The organism is Rugamonas violacea (assembly GCF_016461825.1).
In the GTDB taxonomy this organism is placed as follows: domain Bacteria; phylum Pseudomonadota; class Gammaproteobacteria; order Burkholderiales; family Burkholderiaceae_D; genus Rugamonas.
Genome location: NZ_JAEMNU010000125.1, coordinates 42,843 through 64,920 on the forward strand (window position 1 = coordinate 42,843; position 22,078 = coordinate 64,920).

Below are 22,078 nucleotides of genomic sequence, written 5' to 3' on the forward strand. Positions count from 1 at the left end.
GCAATGCGCCAGGCCGAAGGTGGTGTCGAGGCGGGGAGCGGAGCATCCAGCGGCTCCGGTTGGCTTCAACATCCAATTTTACATAATATAAATTATGCGAAGTTAAGTCGACTTACGCAACGTTCCGGTTCCGCTCCAGCAGAGTCAGATGCAGCGCTCTCGCGGCATCGAATCCGGGGACTGCCATCAGCGCCTGCTCGACAAAAACCAGCGCGTCGGCGTCCCGCCCCAGCGCCGCGTGGCAAAGCGCCATGTTGAATGCGGTGCCATGCTCCATTCCGTACAGCTCCGCCGAATAGCCGAAGAACCGCAACGCCTCTTCGTGTCGTTCGATTTCTAGCAACAGCACACCGATGGAAAAAGCCAGGTCGTCGCTTTCGCCTATCGGCAGATAGTTCTCCCATGTGCGATTGAGCGCCCCGGCCAGCGCCTCCCGTTGCTCGTCCGAGTAATCCGCCACCCAGCCTTGCAGTAGCGGGAAGATCGACGTCAGGCGTCGATGATCCCATCCGCTCAGGCGCAGGTAGGCCAACAATTCTTCAAAGGACAGTTCAGCACTGGCGCGCTCTATGCCATCCTTGAGTGTGTAGAAATCGTCCGGCCCGAAGCGAACGCCCAGATCATCATATGCCGCCCGCATCTCCGCCGATGACTGCAACGACTGCCCGAACAGCAAAGCGCCCACCGTCAGATGCTGACTCTTTTGCGTCGGCAACAACGCGCATCCGCCGCGCAGCTGCGCATACATACGAAGTAATTGATAATCAACCGCCATGGACACCGAACCATGGCGTAGAAAAATGGGACTTGCCTGGCCTGTGGCCAGCGCCAGATCGCTGTGATAGCCGTAGTCGCCGATCAATAGCAGCAGCCTGCCATCGGCGATCCGTTCGAAGCGGCCGATGCAGCGTAACGCCACGGTCGGGAAAGTAAATGCCACCGCCGGCAGCTTGCGACGATATTGTTCCAGCATGGCGTTCCAAAGCGGGTCCTCATAATAATCCGACGTAATTGCCTGGGCGTCGTAATCGACTTCCGCCCGCATCAATATCGCCGGATCGTTTGCATCGCTCTCTTTTTGAGCGGTACGCAGCGTCACCAACAGCTCATGCAACACGCCGCCCTCAAGTTGAAAGGCGTCCTGCGGCAGCGAGTCGAAGACGTAGTTGGCAATCAGGAGCAAAGGATTGCGCAATTCACCGGCTTTGAGGACAGCCCCGGAAACGGCCAGTTGCACGACTTCATCGCGGTCGGCATCAAAGCGGGCGAAATCCAGCCAACCTTCCTGGATCAGATCCCGCAGCCACGGATGGGTTTGCCAAGTGGCCAGAATATCCGGCGTAAAATCGGTCATCACGTAAGTCACCCGCATTCCCCCCAAGCGGGCGCCCTGCATCAGTTGGCGTAGCCGCCGCAACAGGCGATAGCCAAGCCTGCCTGCCCCTGAGCCGAGCTCGACGATGTAGACGGGCTGCGAGGCATCGTAGCCGGCCGCCGCGATGTCGCGCAGATAGCCCAGGACGCAGCGCGAATAAGCGTCCGCCAGGAAAGGGCTGCAAGAGACATGATGCGGCACGACGCCATCACTCCAGGCCTTCATGCCCTGCGTCTCGAAGTAACGACGTTGCCAGTCCCATATGCGGGAGGCGGACAGTCGCTGGCGGCTGTCGAGTGGCGGAAACTTTGCGGCAGGTGTCATGGCTCATATCCCGTCATTAACTTAAAGACAATTTAAGGGATAGTCATTGCAGCAAATTACGCACATTGTCACAGTGACGATTAAACAACGGGATATTCTGTCGCGAAGTAATCCCAGGCCTTGGCCCATGCCCAAGGCGTTTCCCCAGCGCTTTCTCAGACAATATTCTTGCCATTCACCGAAGCCAGAATCTCGTCGTGCCGCTCGTTGTCGGTCTTGTGCAGATACGCCGCCGTGGTGGCGATGCTGGCGTGGCCGGCGGTCTCCTGCAGCGTCTTCAGCTGCACACCGTTGTTGGCGTGGTTGGTCAGCATGCTGTGGCGCAGCCAGTGCGTCGACGCCTGCCGCAGCGTCGCCGCCGTGTCGACGTCGCCCAGCGCGGACGCGGCGCGCGCGGCGTCGTTGAACAGCGCCTTCAACGCGTCCGACGCGGCTTCGTCGGAAATGCGCGCCGGAACGCGGCTGCGGCTCGACAGCACCAGCGGCGTGCGGTCGGCGCGCACGGTGTGCGGCAGCAGTCCATAGGCCCGCCGGTAGTCTCGATAGGCTTCCTGCAGATCGTCCGGCACCGGCAAACGCCGGGGCTTGCCGCCTTTGCCCATCACGTCCAGCCACCAGCGGCCGTTGCCTTCGGTGTACAGCGCGCCCATGTCGGCGCTGACGATCTCGTTGAGCCGGGCGCCGGTGTGCGTGTAGGCCAGCAGCAGGAAACGGTCGCGGGCGCGGCGGCGCAAGGCGGCCGGCGTGCCGGCGGCGCGCGCGCCGACGGTGGCCAGCGCCAGGGCGATCGCCTGCTGTGTCAGGTAGCGCGTCACCCGGTTGGTGTGCGGCATTTTGACGTTCTTGACCAGGGCGCCGGGATCGCGCCGCAAATAGCCGGTCTGCTCGGCGAACGCCAGCAGGCCCTTGACGGCGATCATCGCCTGGCGCCGGCTGGCGTCCGACAGCGGCCCGCTGAACGGCCGGTAGCGCGGGTCGGCGCGCGGCCATTTGGTGGTGGAAATCCATTCGGCCGGCGGTTCCCGCAGGAACTCCTTGTAGGCGTTCAGGTCGGCCACGTTGAGCATGCGCAGCGTCTTGCCGGCCTCTTCGCGGCACCAGCTCAGGAAGCGGAACAGCTCCTTTTGCGTGTTGGTGATGGATTTGGGGCCGAGTTCGCCGTGGCCGATGAATTCGCGGGCGATCTCGCTGTCCGTTTGGGCGTCGGTGATGGCGTCGTCGGCGATGTCGCGCAGGCCGGCCAGATAGCCCTTGCGCCGCTCGCCTTCGCCCAGGGTGGCGGCCGTGGCCGGTGCCAGGTCGATCAGTTCAAATTTTTTCATCGAGGTTTGGTGTTGCCGTCGGCAAAAATACTGTTTGTTTAACCAGTAAATTATACAGTATTTCGTACAGTATTTTAACTCGACAATATGAGGAGTAATCTCGACTTGAATAGTTGGAGGAGAGGGGGCTTTTGGGCTAAAAACGCTTCGACAAGCAAGGCCGACATCGTCCTCAGGCGCAGCGCTCCAGCATTTCGCTGTGCGCGCACACCCGGTTTTTGCCCCCTGCCTTGGCCTGGTACAAGGCTTTGTCGGCCGCCTCGATCAGCTCCAGCGGCCGCCGCTCCCGGCCCACGGGCACGAAGGCCGCCACCCCTACGCTGACGGTGACCATGCCGCCGGGGCTGCCGGCGTGGGGCAACTCCAGCCGGTGGATGGCGAGCCGGATGTTCTCGGCGACGGCGATGGCGCCCCGCAGGTCGCTGCCCGGCAGCAGTACGACCAGCTCTTCCCCGCCATAGCGTGCCGTCACGTCGCCCGGCCGGTGGCTGCTCTTCGCCACCACCTTGCCGATTTCGCGCAGGCAGGCGTCGCCCGCCGCGTGGCCGTAGTTGTCGTTGTACTGTTTGAAGCAGTCGACGTCGATCATGATCAGCGCCAGCGCGCTGGCGTTGCGGATGGCGCGGCTGAATTCGTCCTGCAGGGCGGTGTCGAAATGGCGCCGGTTGGCCAGGCCGGTCAGGCCGTCCTGCATGGCCAGCGTGGCCAGCGTGCGGTTCAGGTTTTCCAGCGCGTGGCGGGCGGTCAGCAACTCCCCTTCCGCCTCGGCGCGCAGGCGGATCTGTTTGAGCAGACGCAGCCCGAGCAACACCAGGCCCAGTGTCAGGATGGCGGCGACGGCGGCGTGCAGCTCGGCTTCGGCGCGCCAGCCGACCAGCATTTCGCCTTGCGACAAGGCGGCCGACACCACCAGCGGATATTGTTGCACGCGGCGGTAGCTGTTGATCCGCGTGATGCCGTCCTGGCCGGAGGTGAAGGTGACGGTGCTCTCGGGCGCGCGCGGCAGGTGCTCGAGGAACAGCGGCAGGCGCGAAATGTCCCGCCCCAGCGAGTTCTCGTCGAACGGCCGGCGCACCAGCATGATGCCCTTGTCCAGCGCGATGAAGATGGCGCCGGAGTGGCCGATGGCGAAGCGTTGGTAGTAGCGGCTGAAGTATTGCATATCGATGCTGGCCATGACCACGCCGGCAAAGCCGCCGTCCGGCCGGTCGAGGCGGCGCGACACCGTCACCACCCAGGCGCCGCTGGCGCGGCCGAGGATGGGCGGGCCGATGTGCGCGCCGCGGTCGCGGTGGTCGCGGTGGTAGTTGAAATATTCGCGGCCGGCGCTGTTCAGTTCGGGCGACGCCTTGCTTTGCGAGTTCAGCAGCCAATCGCCGTCCGGCCCGATGATGAACAAGGCGTGCATCTGCGGCAGCTCGCTGACATGGGAGGCCAGCAGTTGGTGCAGCCGCGTCGTATCGCCGGCCGGAAAACCATCCTTCTCCAGCCGCTCGACCAGGCCGACCAGGATAGTGTCGGCTTGCTTTAAGGTGTCGTAGGCGTGCTGGGCGACGGCGTGGGCCAGGTTGGTCGCGGCGGCTTTGGCCTCGGTCAGCTGGATTTCACGCGCGCGCAGCGTTTGCCACAGTTGCATGACCAGCATGCAGACGCACACCAGCACAATGAAGGTGGCGGCCAGCAAGGTGACGGGGCGCCGCTGCGGTGGGGGCTGGGCCGGGCTGGCCTCGGGCGACGGTGCCATTGGGCGATCCTTTGCGAGGTGGCGCTGCCCTCCCCCATCAGACGGCGGGGTCATGCGGCGATCAGGCTTGTTGCTTAGCGTCCAGTATGACCAATTCCGGCCGCGCCAATCTCTCGAATACTAACCTTGGCGGAATTGTTGACTCTGATCAAGCCCCGTCGGGACCAGCCGCTCCTCGATGAATGTGCCCCCCCTGGCGGGTACGCCTGTCACAGTGTGCTCAGGCGCAGCGCCAGCGCGGCCAAGGTCAGCAGCAGCACCGGCAAGGTCAGCACGATGCCGACGCGGAAATAGTATCCCCAGGATATGTCTATCTTTTTGCTCGACAGCACGTGCAGCCAGAGCAAGGTGGCCAGGCTGCCGATCGGCGTGATCTTCGGCCCCAGGTCGCTGCCGATGACGTTGGCATAGATCATCGCTTCGCGCACCACGCCTTGGGCGCCGCTGGCGTCGATCGACAAGGCGCCGATCAGCACGGTCGGCATATTGTTCATGATTGAGGACAGCAAGGCGGTCAGCAGGCCGGTGCCCAGCGCCGCGCCCCACACGCCGTGGGCGGCGAACTGGTTCAGCAGGCCGCTCAGGTGGCCGGTCAGGCCGGCGTTGCGCAGGCCGTAGACCACCAGATACATGCCGAGCGAGAAGACGACGATCTGCCACGGCGCGTTGCGCACTACCGCCCCGGTGGAAATGACCTGGCCGCGCGCCGCCACCAGCAACAACAGCGCCGCGCCGGCCGCCGCCACCGCGCTGATCGGCACGCCGAGCCGCTCCAGGCCGAAGAAGCCGAGCAACAGCATGGCCAGCACCAGCCAGCCGGCGAGGAAGGTGGCGCGGTCGCGGATGGCTTCGGCCGGCCGCTTCAACTGCGCCAGGTCGTAGTCCTTGGGAATGTCTTTGCGGAAGAACAGGAACAAGGCGGCCAGCGTGGCCAGCACCGACACCAGGTTGACCGGCGCCATCACTAGGGCATAGCGGGCGAAGCCGATGTGGAAGAAGTCGGCCGAGACGATGTTGACCAGGTTGGAGACCACCAGCGGCAGGCTGGCCGTGTCGGCAATGAAGCCGGCCGCCATGACAAAGGCCAGCGTGGCGCGGGCGTCGAAGCGCAGGGCCAGCAGCATGGCGATGACGATGGGCGTCAGGATCAGGGCGGCACCATCGTTGGCGAACAGCGCGGCGACGGCGGCGCCGAGCAGGACCAGCAAGGCGAACAGCCGGCCTCCCCTGCCGCCGCCCCAGCGCGCCACATGCAGCGCGGCCCACTCGAAGAAGCCGGCCTGGTCGAGCAGCAGACTGATGATGATGACGGCGATGAAGGCGCCGGTGGCGTTCCAGACGATGTGCCAGACGACGGGAATGTCGGCCGGCTGGATGACGCCGGCCAGCATCGCCACCGCCGCGCCGATGGCGGCACTCCAGCCTATGCCAAGGCCGCGCGGTTGCCAGATCACCAGAACCAGGGTGGCGAGAAAGATCAGGAACGCGGTCAGCACGGCGGATTTTCTTGGATCGCGCTTTGGCCGATCGCCTTGAGCTCGTGGTGGATGGCGTTCTTTTCGAGCATGTGCAGCGGCAGGCTGAGGAACAACTGGACGCGCGCCATGATCTGGCGGAACACCTTATGGAAGGCGGCGCGCTTGTCCTCGTCGCTGCCGGCCACGGCGGCCGGGTCTTCGAAGCCCCAATGGGCCGACAGCGGATGGCCCGGCCAGTAGGGACAGACCTCGCCGGCGGCGTTGTCGCAGACGGTGATGATGAAATCCATCTGCGGCGCGTCGGCGGCGCCGAACTCGTCCCAGCTCTTGCTGCGCAGATTCGCCAGCGGATAGCCGGTGGCCTGGATCTGCTCGACGGCGAAGGGATTGACGGCACCGGCCGGCTGGCTGCCGGCGGAATAAGCCGTGAAGCGGCCTTTGCCCATCGTCGTCACCAGGGCCTCGGCCATGATGCTGCGGGCGGAGTTGCCGGTACACAGGAACAGCACGTTGTAGACTTTATCGCTCATCAAAACTCCTTCGGTCGGTGATTGGCGGAAATACGTGTTCGGGACGCAGGTTCGGGACGCAGGTTCGGAACGCAGGTTCAGCAGCTTGGGCAGGCGGCGCCGGACGGCGGTGTACAGGGCACGCCGGCGCAGCAGTTTTCGGTCAGGAAGCCGATCAGCGCGTTCATGCTGCCGATATTGGCGGCGTAGATGATGAAGCGGCCGTCCTGGCGCGAGCCGATCAGCTCGGCATGCGACAGTTCTTTCAAATGGAAGGACAGCGACGACGGTGGAATGCCCAGTTGCTCACCGATCTTACTGGCGGCCATGCCCTGCGGTCCGGTCTGCACCAACAGGCGGAACACCGCCAGTCGCGACTCCTGCGCCAGCGCCGCCAGGGCGGACAATACGTTCTTGGTTTCCACGGCCACTCCTCGATATCGACTCCATATTTCAATGATAGTGGAAATATGGAATATACACAAAAAATAATTCATGGTCGGCTTGACAATCGATAACCAAATGGCTATGATTTATTCATGCTGGCTTCCAGTAGCACCCCGAGGATTTGCAATGCACGCCGAGCCGACAGTTGTTTTAAAAGCCTTGGCCGATCCGACCCGGCGCGCCATTTTCGAACGCTTAAGCAGGGACGGCGAATTGACGGTTCATGCCCTCACCGATCCGTCGGGAGTGTCGCAACCGGCCATTTCGAAGCACTTGGGCGCGCTGAAACTAGCCGGCCTGGTGCGCGGCCGCCGGGACGGACGCGAAACGTATTACAGCGCCGTGCCGGACGCGCTGGCGCCACTGATGGACTGGATCAGCTTCTATTCGACCTTCTGGAATAAGCAATTCGACCGCTTGGAAACCCTTTTGAAAAGGATGGATCAATAATGCAAACCGACGACACCAAAACAGTCATTGTGGAGCGCGAGATGGCGCATTCCCTCGAGAAAGTCTGGCGCGCCCTGACGCAGGGGCCGCTGATTGAGGAATGGCTGATGAAAAACGACTTCCAACCAATCGTGGGCCACCGTTTCGACCTGCGCGGCGACTGGGGCGTGGTTGACTGCCAAGTGCTGGCGGTCGAGCCGAACAAGGAACTGTCCTACACCTGGGAAGCCATGGGGCTCAAGAGTGTCGTCACTTGGACCCTCGCCGCCACCAGCAAGGGAACGCAGCTGCGCATGGAGCAGTCGGGCTTCAGGCAAGACCAGCAGCAGGCCTACCAAGGTGCCCAGTACGGCTGGCAGAAACTCTTTGGCGCACTCGAAGGCGTGCTGCAGGGGCTATCGTGAATAAGAAGACACCGGCGCGAAAAGCCAAAACCTGATGGCTTTCCCCCAGCGTCGACCAGACTATCATTCGCCGCGTGGCGACTGGGGGAATTTTGGCAAATCCGGGTTCATGTGATCCCAATGTGCCGCACTGGCCGTGTAGATATTCATCTTGGGATGAAAATCGCCCGGATCATCCAGCGTGCCGGCGCGCAAACCTAGCAAATTGGGCAGCATCTGCAATCTGGCAAACAATTGCGAGCCGCAATTCGGGCAGAAGCCACGGCTGATGGTATTGCCACTGTCGGCTTTGGAGTCAAAGTATTTAACTGTGCCTTGAATGGAAACGCTCTCCTCGGGCATGAAAATCGCTGGGGTGAATGCACTGCCTGAGCTGCGCTGGCAATCGCGACAATGACAGTTGCCCGAAAAACTAGGCTCGGCGGAAGTTTCAAAGCGGACGGCACCGCACAGGCAGCCGCCAGTAAGCAATTTGTTCATATTTTCCCAAACCGCGAGCGCGCATTCGCGCTTTGCGGAAGTAACATGCTTCTCGTTTATAGGACACTGCTTCGGCATCATCAGCCGCCCAGCACAACGCTGGCGCCGGCGCCGGCGCCCGGCATAGCGCAGGATAGGCGTAACCGTTGATCCGGCAGTGCAATTTTCTTGCCAAGAATACCATATTCCGCCGTTTAGAAAATACCTGTCGCGGCCGTCAATATCCGTTGCCGAGCCGACGCGCGGACGCCGGCGGGCGAACGGCCGCCTGTGCCGGCACGACGGCCAGCCGCGCCGGCCTGTGCTCCTTGAGCTTGAACACCGCCAGCGCCTGCATCAGCTTGTTGGCCTGCATGGCCAGGCCGCTCGTCGCGGCGGCGGCCTGCTCGACCAGGGCGGCGTTCTGCTGGGTCACGTCGTCGAGCTGGGTGACCGCCCGGTTGACCTGGGCGATGCCGGCGCCCTGCTCGGCCGAGGCGGTGGCGATCTCGCTCATCACCTGCTTGACGTCCTTGATCGAGGCGATGATGTCCTGCATGGTGCCGCCGGCGTTGTTGGCCATCAGCGTGCCGGCCTTGACCTTCTCGGACGAGATGTCGATCAGTTGCTTGATCTCGCGGGCGGCGGCGGCCGAGCGCTGGGCCAGGTTGCGCACCTCGGTGGCGACCACGGCGAAGCCCCTGCCCTGCTCGCCGGCTCGGGCCGCCTCGACCGCCGCGTTGAGCGCCAGAATGTTGGTCTGGAAGGCGATGCCGTCGATGATGCCGATGATGTCGGAAATCTTGCCCGACGAGGCGCTCATGTCGGCGATGGTCTCGATCACCTTGACGACGATCTGACCGCCGTTCTCGGCGATCGAGTTGGCGTCGTTGGCCATGATGTTGGCCTGGGTGGCGTGGCTGGTGTTCTGGTTGACGGTGGCGGCCAGCTGTTCCATGCTCGACGCCGTTTGCTCCAGCGCGGCCGCCTGCGCCTCGGTGCGCGCCGACAGGTCCAGATTGCCGGTGGCGATCTCGCGCGTGGCGTGCTGCATCTGGACGAAGTTGCCGCGCACGTCGCCGATGATGCTGTGCAGGTTGACGCCGAGCTGGCGCAGCGAGCGCAGCAGCTGGCCGATCTCGTCGCTGCGCTCGGTGTGGATGTCGGCGCGCAGATCGCCGCCGGCCATCGCCTGGATGCTGCCGAGTGCCGCCTGCAACGGCGCGACAATGCTCTGCAGCAGGAAGTACCACAAGGCCAGCACACCGAGCACGGCGACAGCGGCCAGGCCGCCCAGCCAACTGGCGGAGGCCGCCGCCGACGCCGGCGCGACAGCGGCGACGCCAAGGATCGCCAGCGTGGCCGACAGGAAGGACATGGTCAGGCCGATGCGGCGCCGCAGCGACAGCTCGGTCAGCGCGGCAAGGCCGCTGCGCCAGCCGGTGGCGACGGCGCGGCCTTGGCGGATCGCCAGGCGCTTGGGGTTGCCGGCCTTGATCTCGCGGTACAACTGGTCGACGGCGGCGACTTGGTCGCGGCTGGGCTTGGTGCGCACCGACATGTAGCCGACCGGGCGGCCATGCTCCATGGTCGGTGTGACGTTCGCCAGCACCCAATAGAAGTCGCCGTTCTTGCAGCGGTTCTTCACCAGACCGGTCCACGGCAGGCCGGACTTGACGGTCGCCCACAGGTCGGCGAAGGCCTCCTTCGGCATGTCCGGGTGGCGCAGGATGTTCTGGGGGGCGCCGAGCAACTCGTCCTCGGCGTAGCCGCTGACTTCGACGAAGTAGGGATTGGCGTAGGTGATGTTGCCCTGCAGATCGGTGGTGGAGACGATGGTCTGGCCATCGCGCAGCACGTATTCGTTGTTGCTAACCGGAGTGTTCAAACGCACTGGACTATTTCCTCTCTTGATTGCCGCATCAATACGCAATGAGAGGAAGATGCCCGGCACGTCGGCGGATCAAGGCCGGCCTTCGGCAATCATGCTTCCCGCCGGGGGAAGCCACATCTGTGCGTATTGAGGCAGGTATTGTCGGGGCCGTCTTCTGTGGAGCGGCTGTGGCGAAATAAATAATATTTCTTTGTGGAATTATTATACTTCATTTGCGAAATACTTATGCCTTGTTTTCCGCCGCTGACGGCGTAGCGAGGATGGTTGATGTTGCCGCGCAACACTATTGCCAAGTAAGCAATCAGTAGACACCCTTCTGAGATCTCGCTTGATCGTCGGGTTTTCAAGGATATTAATTGTGGGGAAGGTCCGTTCTCGCCCCAAAGCTGCCAGTCGTCGTTCCCGCGAAAGCGGGAACCCATGCTGAGTATTCAAACAAGCGGCGTATGGATTCCCGCCTACGCGGGAATGACGGGTCTTGGCCGAACGCGGCCGATAGTCGCATAGCATCTTGCTCATCTGAAAAATGCACGAAATCTCACGGCATCGAAGTGCGAGGTGTCTGGCTGCGATTTACGGAACAGGTGGCCGCACCGCTTTATGCGATTGGCTGGCGGCGACTTATGGGTGCATCGAATAAGCCTGACTTCGTCGTTCCGCATCGGCGCACCGCCGCGTAGGCGGGAACCCATATCGCGCTAGACAGGGTGCGGCGTATAGGTTCCCACCTGCGCGGGAACGACGGGTTTTAGAGGTGCCCTTATGAGAATAGAGGTCTGTGGTGATGAGAATAGTCAATTTGATGAACTGGTTCAGGCCGCGAGTAGCCGGCTGAAGCAGCAGACGGTGGCACTGCCGAACTTGAACATCACGACATTCCCGGCCGGCCCCTCCCCCGTCTCAGTTGAGCGCGGCCTCGACGGCTGCAGCGGCGTCGAACAAATGTCCCTCCGCGCCCGGCGCGCAGGCCAGCATCACGCTGGGCGCCAAACCGCTGGCGGGATCGGCGTGGCGCCAGGCGGGCACGGCGATGGTCGGCAGGTCGCAGTAGTTGCAGAAGGTGATGGGTGTCATCAGGCCGTTCGGGCCGGGCCGCAGGGTTTTGCGGTTCATGCCGCCGTGCTTGGGTGCCAGCATGCCCAGCGTGGGCAGCAGCAGGATGCCGTCGGCGCCGAGCAGGCCGCGATAGTGGGCGCGCGCCGCCTCGAAGGTGGCGATCAGGCGCGCCAGCTGGGCGGCGCCGCGCGGCTTGATGAACTGGCCCAGCGTGGCGCCCTGCAACATCCACATGAACAGGCCGGGATCGATGGTGGCGCGGCCGGTCAGCTGGCGCAGCGCCTCGCCCCAGACGTTGAACCGGCCCGCCTCGGGCGTGCTGAGCAGGCGCTGCCAGGACGGCGCGGCGTCGTGCAGGATCATCGACGGCATGCGGAAGAACAGCTGGCCGACGTCGCCGAAGGCGGCCGTCTCGGGCCGCATGCCCTCCTGACCGAGCGCCGTCTGCGCCGACGCCAACGCGGCGCCAATGCAGGGGCTTTCTACGCTGTAGGGGAAGCCGGCCGGGCCGATCAGGCGCAGGCCGGCCAGCGGCGCGGGCGGCGCCGGCGCGCGCTCGGCGATGACCTGGTAGACCATCCGGGCGTCGCGCACGCTGCGGGTGATCGGTCCGATGCCCAGCCAACTGGCGGTGTGGCCGTCGATCTGCGGCCAGGTGCCGGTGCCGTCGACGGCGCCCGAGGCGGGTTTGAAGCCGACCAGGCCGCAGAAGGCGGCCGGGATGCGGATCGAGCCGAGGATGTCGGAGCCCAGGCCGAAGGCGCTGGCGCCGGAGCCGACCAGGGCGCCCTCGCCGCCGGTCGAGCCGCCGGCCACGCGGCTGGGGTCGAGCGGGTTGTTGGTGCGGCCGTAGCGCGGGTTGCTGCTCTCGCCGGTCATGGCGAACTCGGGCACGTTGCTGCGGGCGATGACAATCGCGCCGGCGGCGCGCAGTTTGGCGACGACGCTGGCGTCGGCGGCCTGCGGTTGCGGCGTCATGCGCAGCGAGCCGGCGGTGATGCTCTGGCCGGCGATGCCGAAGGTCTCCTTGACCGTGCACGGCAGTCCGGCCAGCGGACCCGGCCGCGCCTGGCGCACGGCCTCTGCGGCCTCGTCGCGCAGCACCTGGGTGGCGCCGTTGAGCGCGCCCTGGGTGGCGTCGAGGCGGGCCAGATGCTGACGCAACAGCTCGGCGGCGCTGGATTCACCCCGCTCCAGCTGCTGTTTCAGGGCGACGGCGTCGGGCATGGCGGGGCGTTGCGGCGTGGCGGTCAAGGTCATTGGCAAATGGGGCTGGGCCCGGTGCATGGTTCAACGGTGGAGGCGGGAGCGCCCGGCGAGTATAGACAATATTGGATTAAAACAACACCGGGCAATGTCGCCGGGGTCGGTGCGCGTGGCTGCCGCGCCGCCCCACCACCTCAGGTGCCGGCCGGCGCCGGCGGCTCGTAGCGGTAGCCGACGCCGTACACCGATTGCAGGCAGTCGGCCTGCGGCCCGCAGCCGCTCAGCTTGCGGCGGATGTTTTTGATGTGGGAGTCGACCGTGCGGTCGTTGATGCTGCGCTGGTCTTCGTGGGCGATGTCGAGCAATTGCTGGCGCGAAAACACGCGCTGCGGATGGCCGACCAGTTCGGCCAGCAAGCGGAATTCGACCGGCGTCAGCGGCAGCGCGGCGCCAAGATGCAGCACTTGCATGCGTGCGCGGTCGACCAGCAGGCCGGGCGATGGGGCCGCCGTCGGCAACACGCCGGCGGCGCGGCGCAGGTGGACGCGCACCCGGGCGACCAGTTCGCGCGGGCTGAACGGCTTGCAGACGTAGTCGTCGGCGCCGGTGTCGAGGCCGAGCAGGCGGTCGACCTCGTCCACCCGCGCCGTCAACATGATGATCGGCACGGGCGAAAATTGCCGCACGGCGCGGCAGACGCCGATGCCGTCCAGCCCGGGCAGCATCAGGTCGAGCACCATCAGGTCGGCGCCGCCGTCGCGCATGGCGGCCACGGCGGCCAGGCCGTCGTCGACGTGGCTGCTGCGCCAGTCGGCGGCGGCGAAGTAGTCGGCCAGCAGCGCGGCGATCTTGGGGTCGTCCTCGACGATGAGAATGTGGGGGCGATTATCCATGTTGCTCCATAGACGGCTGGTTGGCGGGGCCGCGCGCGGGCGGACCCAAGGGCAGCCGCAGTACGATGTTGAGGCCGCCCAGCGCCGATGGCAAGGCGACGATGTTGCCGCCGTGGGCCTCGAGCAGCACCTTGCAAATGGCCAGGCCCAGGCCGCTGCCGCCGCGCCCGCGGGTGCGCACGGTGTCGACCCGGTACAGCCGTTCGAAAATGCTGGCATGGGCGCCAACGGGTACGCCGGGGGCGCTGTCGGCGATGCTCAGCTCGGCCCAGGCGCCGTCGCGCGTCAATGCGAGCACGATGCGGCCGCCGGCGTCGGTGTAGCGCAGGCTGTTCTCCAGCAGATTCGCCAACACCTGGGTCAGCCGGCCGCCGTCGCCGGTCAAGGCCAGCGGCGCGGCCGGCGTGGTCCACTCCAGCCGCAGGCCGGCTTTGGCGGCGCGGCCCTGGTAGCGCTCCAACAGCGGCGTCAGCAGGGCCGCCAGGTCCAGCGTCCGCCACTGGTAATGCAGCTCGCCGGCGTCGGCCAGGGCCAGCTGTTGCAGGTCGTCGAGCAGTTGCCCCAGGCGCAGCACCTCGCCGTGCAGCGACTCCAGCGCGGCGTTGTCGGCCAGCCGGATGCCGTCGATCTGCGCCTCGATCTCGCCGCGCAGCACCGTCAGCGGCGTGCGCAGTTCGTGCGAGATGTCGGCCAGCATGCGGCGGCGCTGCCCTTCGCTCCGCTCCAGCGCCTCGGCCATGGCGTTGACGTCGCGCGCCAGGTCGGCCAACTCGTCGCGCGAGACCAGCGGGGCGCGGGCAGAAAACTGACCCTGCGCCAGCTTCGCCGTCACCTTGTGCAGCTCGGCGACCGGGCGCAGCAGGTGGCGCGCCAGCCAGATCGCCGCCAGCAGGGCCAGCGCGATCAGGGCGACGGCCAGCAGCAAGATGGTTTGCAACTGGCCACGCAGGAACACGGTGGCGCTGGGGTCTGAGCCGCTGGCCTGGCGCAGCGGCATCAGGCGCATGCGGCCGACCACCCGGCCGTCGACCTTGATGTCGCGTTCTATGCCGGGCGGAAAATCGGGCGGGCCGATGACGACGCGGCCCTCGGCGTCGACGATGGAGATGCGCGAGGCGAAGCCGATCGGGTCGTGGCGCGGCGGGCGCCCTTCGGCGCGGCGTCCCTGCGGCTCGTCGTCCTCGGCGGGCGGCGCCGCCTGGTCCCGGCGTGGTGACGCTTCTTCCCGGCGCGACGGCGCTTCTTGCCCGCGCGGCGCCGTTTCATTCAGCCGCGGCGACGCTTCATCCAGCCGTGGCAACGTTTCATTCAGCCGTGGCGGTGGCTCATCCGGCCGTGGCGGTGGCCGCATGCCGTACCGGGCACGCGGCGGCGGGCGGCGCCCGGTCTGCTCGCCGGCATCACCAGCCTCGCCGGCATCGCCATCAGCACCGACAAGCTCGTCGGGATCTTGGCCGCGCGCCCGGTCCGGCGCGCCGGCAGCGGCCTCCCCGGGCGGTGGCGTGGCACGCGGCGGCGGACCGCCGCGCTCCTCCACCTCGGCCAGGATGCGCGGCTTCATCTGATCCAGCACGCTTTTAAAGGCGCGCGGTTGGCGCCGCAGCCAGTCGAAACTGCCTTCGAGGCGGTAGCGGTCCTCCAGCAGCTGGCGCAGCTGGTCCAGGTCCTGGGTCTGCAGTTCGTTCAGATAGGCGACGAAGCCGCGCTGCAAATTGCTGCTGGTCACCCACGCCATGGTGCCGACGCAGAGGATGACCAGCGCCGTCACCGCCAACGCGATCTTGCGCGCGATGGTCAGCCGCATCGTCCCCGCCCTTGCTGAATCGCCATTCCAGCGCCCCGTCGTTTGTTTATTGTCAGCAATCATACCCGGCAATTGTGCAGCCAATATGAAAAGCCGGCGAGCTCCATTTTTCCTGCACATTGTTGCCGCAAAGTGATTCCTATCGACAATAAACAGGAGATCCGCGATGCAAGCCTCCCATTTCACCACGCTGCCCGGCAAGGCTGGCAAGGCCGACCACGCGCGCCGGCGTGCCGACTGTGGCGCCCTGCCTCCCTTGGCGCTGGCGCTGGCCGCCGCCATGTTGAGCGCATGCGGCGGCAGCGGCGGCGGCAATAGTCAGGAGGCAGGCAACGTGCTGCTGGCCGGCGCCACCGTGGCCGTCAGCGAGGCCGCCCCGACGGCCGTGAGCGACGGCGCCACCGCCATCGGCACGACGCCGGCCAGGCAAGGCGGCTTGGCCTTGGCCGCCGCGCCCGCCATCGCCCCGCTGCCGGTGCCGAACGACGAGGGCGCCGCCTTGACCTTCAGCAGCGTCGGCACGATCGACAGCGCCAACCCCTTCTTCAAAGCGCAAGGCAACGGCCGCTCCTGCGCCAGCTGCCACCAGCCCGACAACGGCTGGAGCATCACGCCGGACGGCCTGGCGCGCCGCTTCGAGGCCAGCGCCGGCCTCGACCCGGTGTTCCGTCCGGTCGACGGCGCCGTCTCGCCGAATGCGGCCACCGCCACGCTGGCGCAGAAGCGCGTCGCCTACAGCATGCTGCTCAGCAAGGGCCTGGTGCGGGTCGGCCTGCCCTTGCCGGCCAACGCCGAATTCACCCTGGTCAAGATCGACGATCCCTACCACTATGCCAGCGCCAAGGAGTTGTCGTTGTTCCGCCGGCCGTTGCCGACCACCAACCTGGCCTTTCTCAGCAGCGTGATGTGGGATGGCCGCGAGACGACGGCCGACCCCGCCTCGACCATGTGCTTGAAGGATGTGCGGCCGGCGCGCTGTTTCGCCGCCATCGACGCCGATTTGTTGCACCAGTCCAACAGCGCCGTGCGCGGCCACGCCGAGGCGGCGCTGGACCTGAGCGCGGCCGAACAGCGCGCCATCGTCGACTTCGAGAAGACCCTGTTCACGGCGCAGAGCAGCTCGCTCGCCGCCGGCGGTCTGAGCGAGGGCGGCGCCCTGGGCGGACCGGTGCGGTTGTCGCGCACCGGCTATTACTTCGGCATCAACGACGTGCAGGCCGGCGACTACCGCAGCGGCGCGCCGTTCAACCGCAACGCGCTGGACTTGTTCGGCGCCTGGCGCAACCTGGCCAATCCACCGGCGCCGGCAGCGCCGCCGGGGCGCGGCCGGCCGGCGCCACCACCGCCGGCGCCGTCGGCGCAGAACCTGGCGCGCGCCGCCATCGCCCGTGGCGAGCAAATTTTCAACAACAAGCCCTTCAACATCAGCGGCGTGGCCGGCTTCAACGACGAGCTGCGTCTGCCCTTGCAGCGCGGCACCTGCAGCAGCTGCCACAACACGCCCAACGTCGGCAGCCACTCGGTGACGCGGATGTTCAACACCGGCGTGGCGGCCGGCGCGCTGCGCAGCGCCGACATGCCGCTGTACACGCTGCGTAACAACGCCACCGGCGAGCTGGTCGACACCAGCGACCCCGGCGCCGCCATGCTCAGCGGGCGCTGGCGCGACATCGGCCGCGTGAAGGTGCCCAGCCTGCGCGGCATCGAGTCGCGTTCGCCCTACTTCCACAACGGCTCGGTGCACTTGATCGAGGACGTGGTGGGCTTCTACGACAAACGTTTCCGCATCGCTTACACGGCGCAGGAGGCGGCCGACCTGGCGGCCTTCCTCAAGGCCCTGTAAGCCGCGCATCCGGCCGCCATGCGCGGCGGCCGGCGCTTGATTTGTATCAATTAACATGGTGAAGGGGCGTGCAAGCTTTGCCCGGGCGCAGGAAAACAAGGGATTACAAATCCTTCCAGCAATGTTAATGTGTGCTGCATCAAGCCCCCCCTGCCCTCGCTCATGACCGTCGACACCTTGCGCAAGTTAAGGAAACTGTTCGCCTTGCTGGTGGCCGCCGTGGCGGCCGTGTTGCTGTTGGTGAGCGCCTTCGTGCTGCACAATCTGTACCAGAGCCAGCAGCGCTACCAGAACAATGCCGAGGAAACCTCGCGCAACCTGGCCATTTCGCTGGAGAACTTCCTGCATTCGCACTTCCAGGAGGTCGACCTGGCGATGCGCCGCGCCGCCAGCGAGTTCCGCACCCTGCACAGCGAACAGCGCTTCGACGACGCCGGCTTCAGCGCTTTTTTGCGCGGCCTCAAGGAGCGCCTGCCGCAGGCCGACGCGGTGCGCGGCTCGGACCGCAACGGCCGCGTCATCTACGGTGAAAAGGTCGACCTGAGCAAGCCGCAAGACCTGTCCATCCGCGAGTTCTACCAGCGCAGCAAGACCGAGCGCGAGCTGGTGTTCGGCGTGCCGGTCAAGTCGCGCATCTCGGGCGAATGGGTGTTTCCGCTGATGTACGCGCTGACGCTGCCGGACGGCAGCTTCGGCGGCACCGCCTATGTCAATCTGAACAATTCGCGCATCACCGAGCTGTTCTCCTCGCTCAACGTGGACCAGCACGGCGTCATCATCCTGCTCGACCAGCAGCGTCGCGTGCTGCACCGCTATCCCGAATCGCGCGAGGTGCAGATCGGCAGCCAGATCGCCTTGTCGCCGGAGACCAGCCGCGTGCTGGCCTCCGGTCAACGGCGCGCCACCTACAAGTCGATCAGCGTGCGCGACGGCCGCGAGCGCGTGGTCAGTGTCGAGCGGATCGGCGGCTATCCGGTGTTCGTGCTGGTCGGCCTGGCCGGCGAGGACTTCCTCGCGCCTTGGCGCAAGGAGGCGCGCGACGACGCCATCTTCCTGGCCACGCTGTACGTGCTGGCCGCCAGCCTGCTGCTGGGCGTGCGCGCGGCGCTGCGCAAGCAGTCGCAGGCCTTGCACCAGCTGGTGTTGAAGGACCAGGCGCTGCAGGGTTCGCTGGCGGCGCTGACCCGGTCGGAGCAGCGCTGGCGCTCGCTCACCGAGGGCCTGCCGCAGATGGTCTGGACCTTGACCCCGGCGCGCCGCTTCGAGTTCCTCAGCCACCACTGGCAAGAGTTCACCGGCATCGACACCGCCACGCTGTTGGCCGGCGCCGCCTGGTTCGACCTCCTCCATCCCGACGACCGCAGCCGCGTCGACGCCGCCTGGGCCGCCGCGCTGGCGCTCGGCGGCGAGTTCCGCTGCGACTGCCGGCTGCGCGGCGGCGACGGCCACTGGCGCATCTTCGAGCACCACGCCCTGCCGCAGCGCGACCCGGCCGGCCGGCCGCTGTGCTGGGTCGGCAGCAGCACCGACATCACGGCGGCGCGCGAGGCGCACGCCCAGCTGTCGCAGGCCAAGGACGCCGCGCTGGCGGCCGGCCGCGCCAAGTCCGAATTCGTCGCCAACATGAGCCACGAGATCCGCACGCCGATGAACGCGGTGCTGGGCATGCTGCAGTTGTTGCAGCAGACGCCGCTGGCGCCGCGCCAGCAGGATTACGCCGTCAAGGCCGAGTCGGCGGCGCGCTCGCTGCTCAACCTGCTCAACGACATCCTCGACTTCTCCAAGGTCGAGGCAGGCAAGCTGACCTTGGACTGCCATCCCTTCAGCGTCGACAAGCTGCTGCGCGACCTGTCGGTGATCCTCTCGGCCAACGTCGGCGACAAGGACGTCGAGGTGCTGTTCCAAATCGATCCGGCGATCCCCAAGTGGGTCAGCGGCGACGCGCTGCGGCTGCAGCAGATCCTGCTCAACCTGAGCGGCAACGCGATCAAGTTCACCGCCCATGGCGAGGTGCTGCTGTCGGTGCGTCTGCTGGCGCACGACGCGGCCGGCCTGCGCCTGGCCTTCGCCATCCGCGACACCGGCATCGGCATCTCGGCCGAGCAGTGCGAGCGCATCTTCGAGGGCTTCTCGCAGGCCGAGGCGTCGACCGCGCGGCGCTACGGCGGCAGCGGCCTGGGCCTGGCCATCAGCCAGCGCCTGGTGCGCCTGATGGGCGGCGAACTGGACGTGCGCAGCGCGCCGGGCCAGGGCAGCGTGTTCGAATTCGTCGTGGTGCTGCAGCCGGCCACCACGCCGGCGACGCTGCTGCCCGATCCGCGACTGCTGCAACAGCTCGACTGCCTGGTGGTCGACGACAATCCGAGCGCGCGCCAGGTGCTGGCCGAGATGGCGCGCTCCTTCGGCTGGCAGGTCGACACCGCCGTCGACGGCGCCGACGCGCTGGCCGCGCTGGCGCGGCGCGCGCCGGCGCGGCCCTACGACGTCATGTTCGTCGACTGGCGCATGCCGCTGCTCGACGGCTGGGACACCGCCGTGCGCATCCGCCAGTTGCTGCCGGCCGGCGCCGCGCCGCTGATCATCATGGTCACCGCCTACGACCGCGAGATATTGGCGCAGAAGCAGCTCGAACAGCAGCACTCGGGCGCCGCCACGCTGGACGGCGTGCTGGTCAAGCCGGTGACCGCCTCGATGCTGTTCGACGCCGTGGCCGACGCCAAGCCGGGTCAACGCCACGGCGGCGCGCCGGCCACGGTGGCGCCGTCGCGGCGCCGCCTGCACGGCCTGCGCCTGCTGCTGGTCGAGGACAATCCGGCCAACCAGCAGGTGGCGCGCGAGCTGCTCGGCTACGAGGGCGCCGAGGTGGCGCTGGCCAACTGCGGCCAGGCCGCCATCGAGGCGGTGCGGGACGGCGCGCCGCCCGACCTGATCCTGATGGACATCCAAATGCCGGACATGGACGGCTACCACGCCAGCCGGGCCATCCGCGCCCAGCTGGGCTGGCGCACGCCGCCCATCGTCGCCATGACGGCCAACGCGCTGGCCAGCGACCGGGCCGCCGCGCTGGCCGCCGGCATGGCCGACCACGTCGGCAAGCCCTTCGACCTGGACCAGCTGGTCGCCGTCATCCTCGGCCACACCGCCGCCGCCGGGGGCGCCGCCGCGCCGCGCCCACTGCCCCCGCCACCGCCGGCACCGGCCGCCGAGCGCGAGCCCGACGTACTCGACGGCGCCGCCGCGCTGCAACGCATGGGCGGCCATAGCCAGCTGTATCTGCGCACCCTGCGCGATTTCACCGCCGAGGCCGGCAACATCGGCGCCCGCTTGCACGGCGCCATCGAAGAACAGAACCTGGCATCGGCCAAACCGCTGCTGCATGTGCTCAAGGGCCTGGCCGGCACGGTGGGCGCCGAGCAGTTGGCCGTGCTGGCAGCGACGGCGGAAGCGGCCTCCACCGACGAAGGCTGGATCGCGCTGGCCATGGTGCTGGCGGCGCTGCCGCCCGCGCTGGCGGCGATCGAGCAATTGGCGGCGGCGCTTGAAGGCGCCGCCGCGCCCGGCGCGGCAGGCTAGCCGATCATAGACGCGCCGGCTTGCCCGATAAAATCAACGTTCGATAGCGCACAGACCTTGTTCACGGGAGCGCCCACCATCATGGCTTGCGTCGGTGTTCCGGGCGCCAACGCCCCAGACCGCAGCGTTCATCGGCCCGGGTATACTCGTGAGGCCGGCCATGATGCATGAATTTTTGATCGCAAACCGAACTGAACTTGAGCGGCGTTGTCGAGATAAAGTGTCTGCCCGTCCCGATAGATCGCCTAACAGACAGCAGCTGGAACAAGGTATTCCCAAATTTTTAGACCAGCTCATCCGCACCCTCCAGGCGGAAAGCGAGGGTGCGCTCGCCCAAGCCTTGGCGGTGTCAGGCCCCGCCGCCGGCGATCCCTACCGCATCGCTGAACTCGGCGTGTCTGCCGGCATTCATGGCGCGGATCTTTTGACGCTGGGATATTCGATCAACGAGGTCGTCCATGATTACGGCGACTTGTGCCAAGCGGTGTCGGACCTCTCCATGGACCTCGATGAGAAATTTGAGATCAGCGAGTTTCGCACACTAAATCGATGCCTTGACAATGGCATCGCCGATGCGGTGACGGCGTTTAGCGAACATCGCGACGTGGCAATCGCCGACGAGCAAGCGTTGGAGACCAATGAACGTTTGGGGTTTTTCGCGCATGAACTGCGCAATCATTTGAACACCGCGATGCTCGCGTTGGCGGCCATCAAATCGGGCAGCGTCGGCTTGGGCGGTCCAACCGGAGCGGTTTTGGACCGCAGCCTGATTGGTCTTCGTCGACTGATTGACCGTTCCCTCGCCGAAGTCCGGATTGGCCCCGGCATGACTCTGCACCGCTCGGTGTTCAGCCTGGCGCACTTTATCGGCGAGATGAAATATTCCGCCGCTCTTGAGGCTGAGCTGCTTGATTGCGGATTTAATGTTGAGCCTATCTCTCCGGTCCTGATGGTGGACGTCGATAAGGATCTGCTGTTCTCAGCTCTCGGCAACCTGTTACAAAACGCGTTCAAATTCAGCGGCAAAGGCGGCGCCGTGACGCTCAGCGTGGACACGCAGGAAGACCGGATTCGGATCAGGGTGAAAGACAGCGGCCCCGGTCTGAGCGCGGAGTCCGCGCACAATATGTTCCTGCCTTTCACGCAGAGCGGAAGCAATCGGAATGGCCTCGGACTGGGCCTCTCCATCGCCCGGCGCAGTGTCGAGGCCAATGGCGGACTGCTCATAGTTGAAAGCAAGCTCGGCGACGGCTGCGTGTTCGTCATCGATTTGCCTCGCAGATAGGATTCATGAGAT

16 protein-coding genes are annotated in these 22,078 nt (G+C 66.1%); 5 read left to right on the top strand and 11 right to left on the bottom strand.

What is annotated here, in order from left to right; genetic code table 11:
* Positions 1 to 112 precede the first annotated feature (112 nt).
* From H7U20_RS23895 to H7U20_RS23920, 6 genes are all read right to left on the bottom strand, one after another.
* Positions 113 to 1,699, bottom strand: coding sequence for an SAM-dependent methyltransferase (locus H7U20_RS23895; protein WP_199761640.1), 1,587 nt, complete (start codon positions 1,697 to 1,699; stop codon positions 113 to 115).
* A 155-nt stretch (positions 1,700 to 1,854) separates the two neighbouring features.
* Entirely contained in the window at positions 1,855 to 3,021 is a 1,167-nt protein-coding gene (locus H7U20_RS23900; protein ID WP_199761641.1) for a tyrosine-type recombinase/integrase, read from the bottom strand.
* Positions 3,022 to 3,193: 172 nt separating this feature from the next.
* A complete protein-coding gene (locus tag H7U20_RS23905; protein WP_199761642.1) occupies positions 3,194 to 4,765 on the bottom strand; it encodes a sensor domain-containing diguanylate cyclase in 1,572 nt (523 codons plus the stop codon).
* A gap of 209 nt (positions 4,766 to 4,974) precedes the next feature.
* Positions 4,975 to 6,261 carry an arsenic transporter gene (locus H7U20_RS23910; RefSeq protein ID WP_199761643.1) on the bottom strand — a complete coding sequence of 429 codons (1,287 nt, stop codon included), beginning with the start codon at positions 6,259 to 6,261 and terminating at the stop codon, positions 4,975 to 4,977.
* Positions 6,255 to 6,773: an arsenate reductase ArsC gene (locus H7U20_RS23915; RefSeq protein WP_199761644.1), complete on the bottom strand. Its 519-nt coding sequence runs from the start codon at positions 6,771 to 6,773 to the stop codon at positions 6,255 to 6,257. The genes H7U20_RS23910 and H7U20_RS23915 overlap by 7 nt, the downstream gene beginning before the upstream one ends.
* Before the next feature lie 77 nt (positions 6,774 to 6,850).
* Positions 6,851 to 7,177 carry an ArsR/SmtB family transcription factor gene (locus H7U20_RS23920; protein WP_199761645.1) on the bottom strand — a complete coding sequence of 109 codons (327 nt, stop codon included), beginning with the start codon at positions 7,175 to 7,177 and terminating at the stop codon, positions 6,851 to 6,853.
* A gap of 148 nt (positions 7,178 to 7,325) precedes the next feature.
* Here H7U20_RS23920 and H7U20_RS23925 point away from each other — a divergent pair, with 148 nt between their 5' ends.
* Both H7U20_RS23925 and H7U20_RS23930 read left to right on the top strand, forming a co-directional pair.
* Entirely contained in the window at positions 7,326 to 7,649 is a 324-nt protein-coding gene (locus H7U20_RS23925; protein ID WP_199761646.1) for an ArsR/SmtB family transcription factor, read from the top strand.
* A complete protein-coding gene (locus H7U20_RS23930) occupies positions 7,649 to 8,053 on the top strand; it encodes an SRPBCC family protein (protein ID WP_199761647.1) in 405 nt (134 codons plus the stop codon). Before H7U20_RS23925 ends, H7U20_RS23930 begins: the two co-directional genes overlap by 1 nt.
* A 63-nt stretch (positions 8,054 to 8,116) precedes the next feature.
* Here H7U20_RS23930 and H7U20_RS23935 read toward each other — a convergent pair whose 3' ends face one another.
* From H7U20_RS23935 to H7U20_RS23955, 5 genes are all read right to left on the bottom strand, one after another.
* Positions 8,117 to 8,533: a GFA family protein gene (locus H7U20_RS23935; protein WP_199761648.1), complete on the bottom strand. Its 417-nt coding sequence runs from the start codon at positions 8,531 to 8,533 to the stop codon at positions 8,117 to 8,119.
* A gap of 217 nt (positions 8,534 to 8,750) precedes the next feature.
* Positions 8,751 to 10,406, bottom strand: a complete 1,656-nt coding sequence (locus H7U20_RS23940; protein WP_199761649.1) for a methyl-accepting chemotaxis protein — start codon at positions 10,404 to 10,406, stop codon at positions 8,751 to 8,753.
* A gap of 900 nt (positions 10,407 to 11,306) precedes the next feature.
* Positions 11,307 to 12,722, bottom strand: coding sequence for an amidase (locus H7U20_RS23945; RefSeq protein WP_199761650.1), 1,416 nt, complete (start codon positions 12,720 to 12,722; stop codon positions 11,307 to 11,309).
* Positions 12,723 to 12,862: 140 nt separating this feature from the next.
* Positions 12,863 to 13,561: a response regulator gene (locus H7U20_RS23950; protein WP_199761651.1), complete on the bottom strand. Its 699-nt coding sequence runs from the start codon at positions 13,559 to 13,561 to the stop codon at positions 12,863 to 12,865.
* The gene (locus H7U20_RS23955) at positions 13,554 to 15,365 is read right to left on the bottom strand and encodes an ATP-binding protein (RefSeq protein ID WP_199761652.1); all 1,812 of its coding nucleotides are present in this window, start codon (positions 15,363 to 15,365) and stop codon (positions 13,554 to 13,556) included. The genes H7U20_RS23950 and H7U20_RS23955 overlap by 8 nt, the downstream gene beginning before the upstream one ends.
* Positions 15,366 to 15,531: 166 nt before the next feature.
* Here H7U20_RS23955 and H7U20_RS23960 point away from each other — a divergent pair, with 166 nt between their 5' ends.
* From H7U20_RS23960 to H7U20_RS23970, 3 genes are all read left to right on the top strand, one after another.
* On the top strand, positions 15,532 to 17,208 hold the full coding sequence (locus tag H7U20_RS23960) for a cytochrome C (protein ID WP_233411035.1): 1,677 nt from the start codon (positions 15,532 to 15,534) through the stop codon (positions 17,206 to 17,208).
* Between the two features lie 162 nt (positions 17,209 to 17,370).
* On the top strand, positions 17,371 to 20,781 hold the full coding sequence (locus H7U20_RS23965; protein ID WP_199761653.1) for a response regulator: 3,411 nt from the start codon (positions 17,371 to 17,373) through the stop codon (positions 20,779 to 20,781).
* A 160-nt stretch (positions 20,782 to 20,941) separates the two neighbouring features.
* Positions 20,942 to 22,066 carry a sensor histidine kinase gene (locus H7U20_RS23970; RefSeq protein WP_199761654.1) on the top strand — a complete coding sequence of 375 codons (1,125 nt, stop codon included), beginning with the start codon at positions 20,942 to 20,944 and terminating at the stop codon, positions 22,064 to 22,066.
* The last annotated feature ends 12 nt before the right edge of the window (positions 22,067 to 22,078 follow it).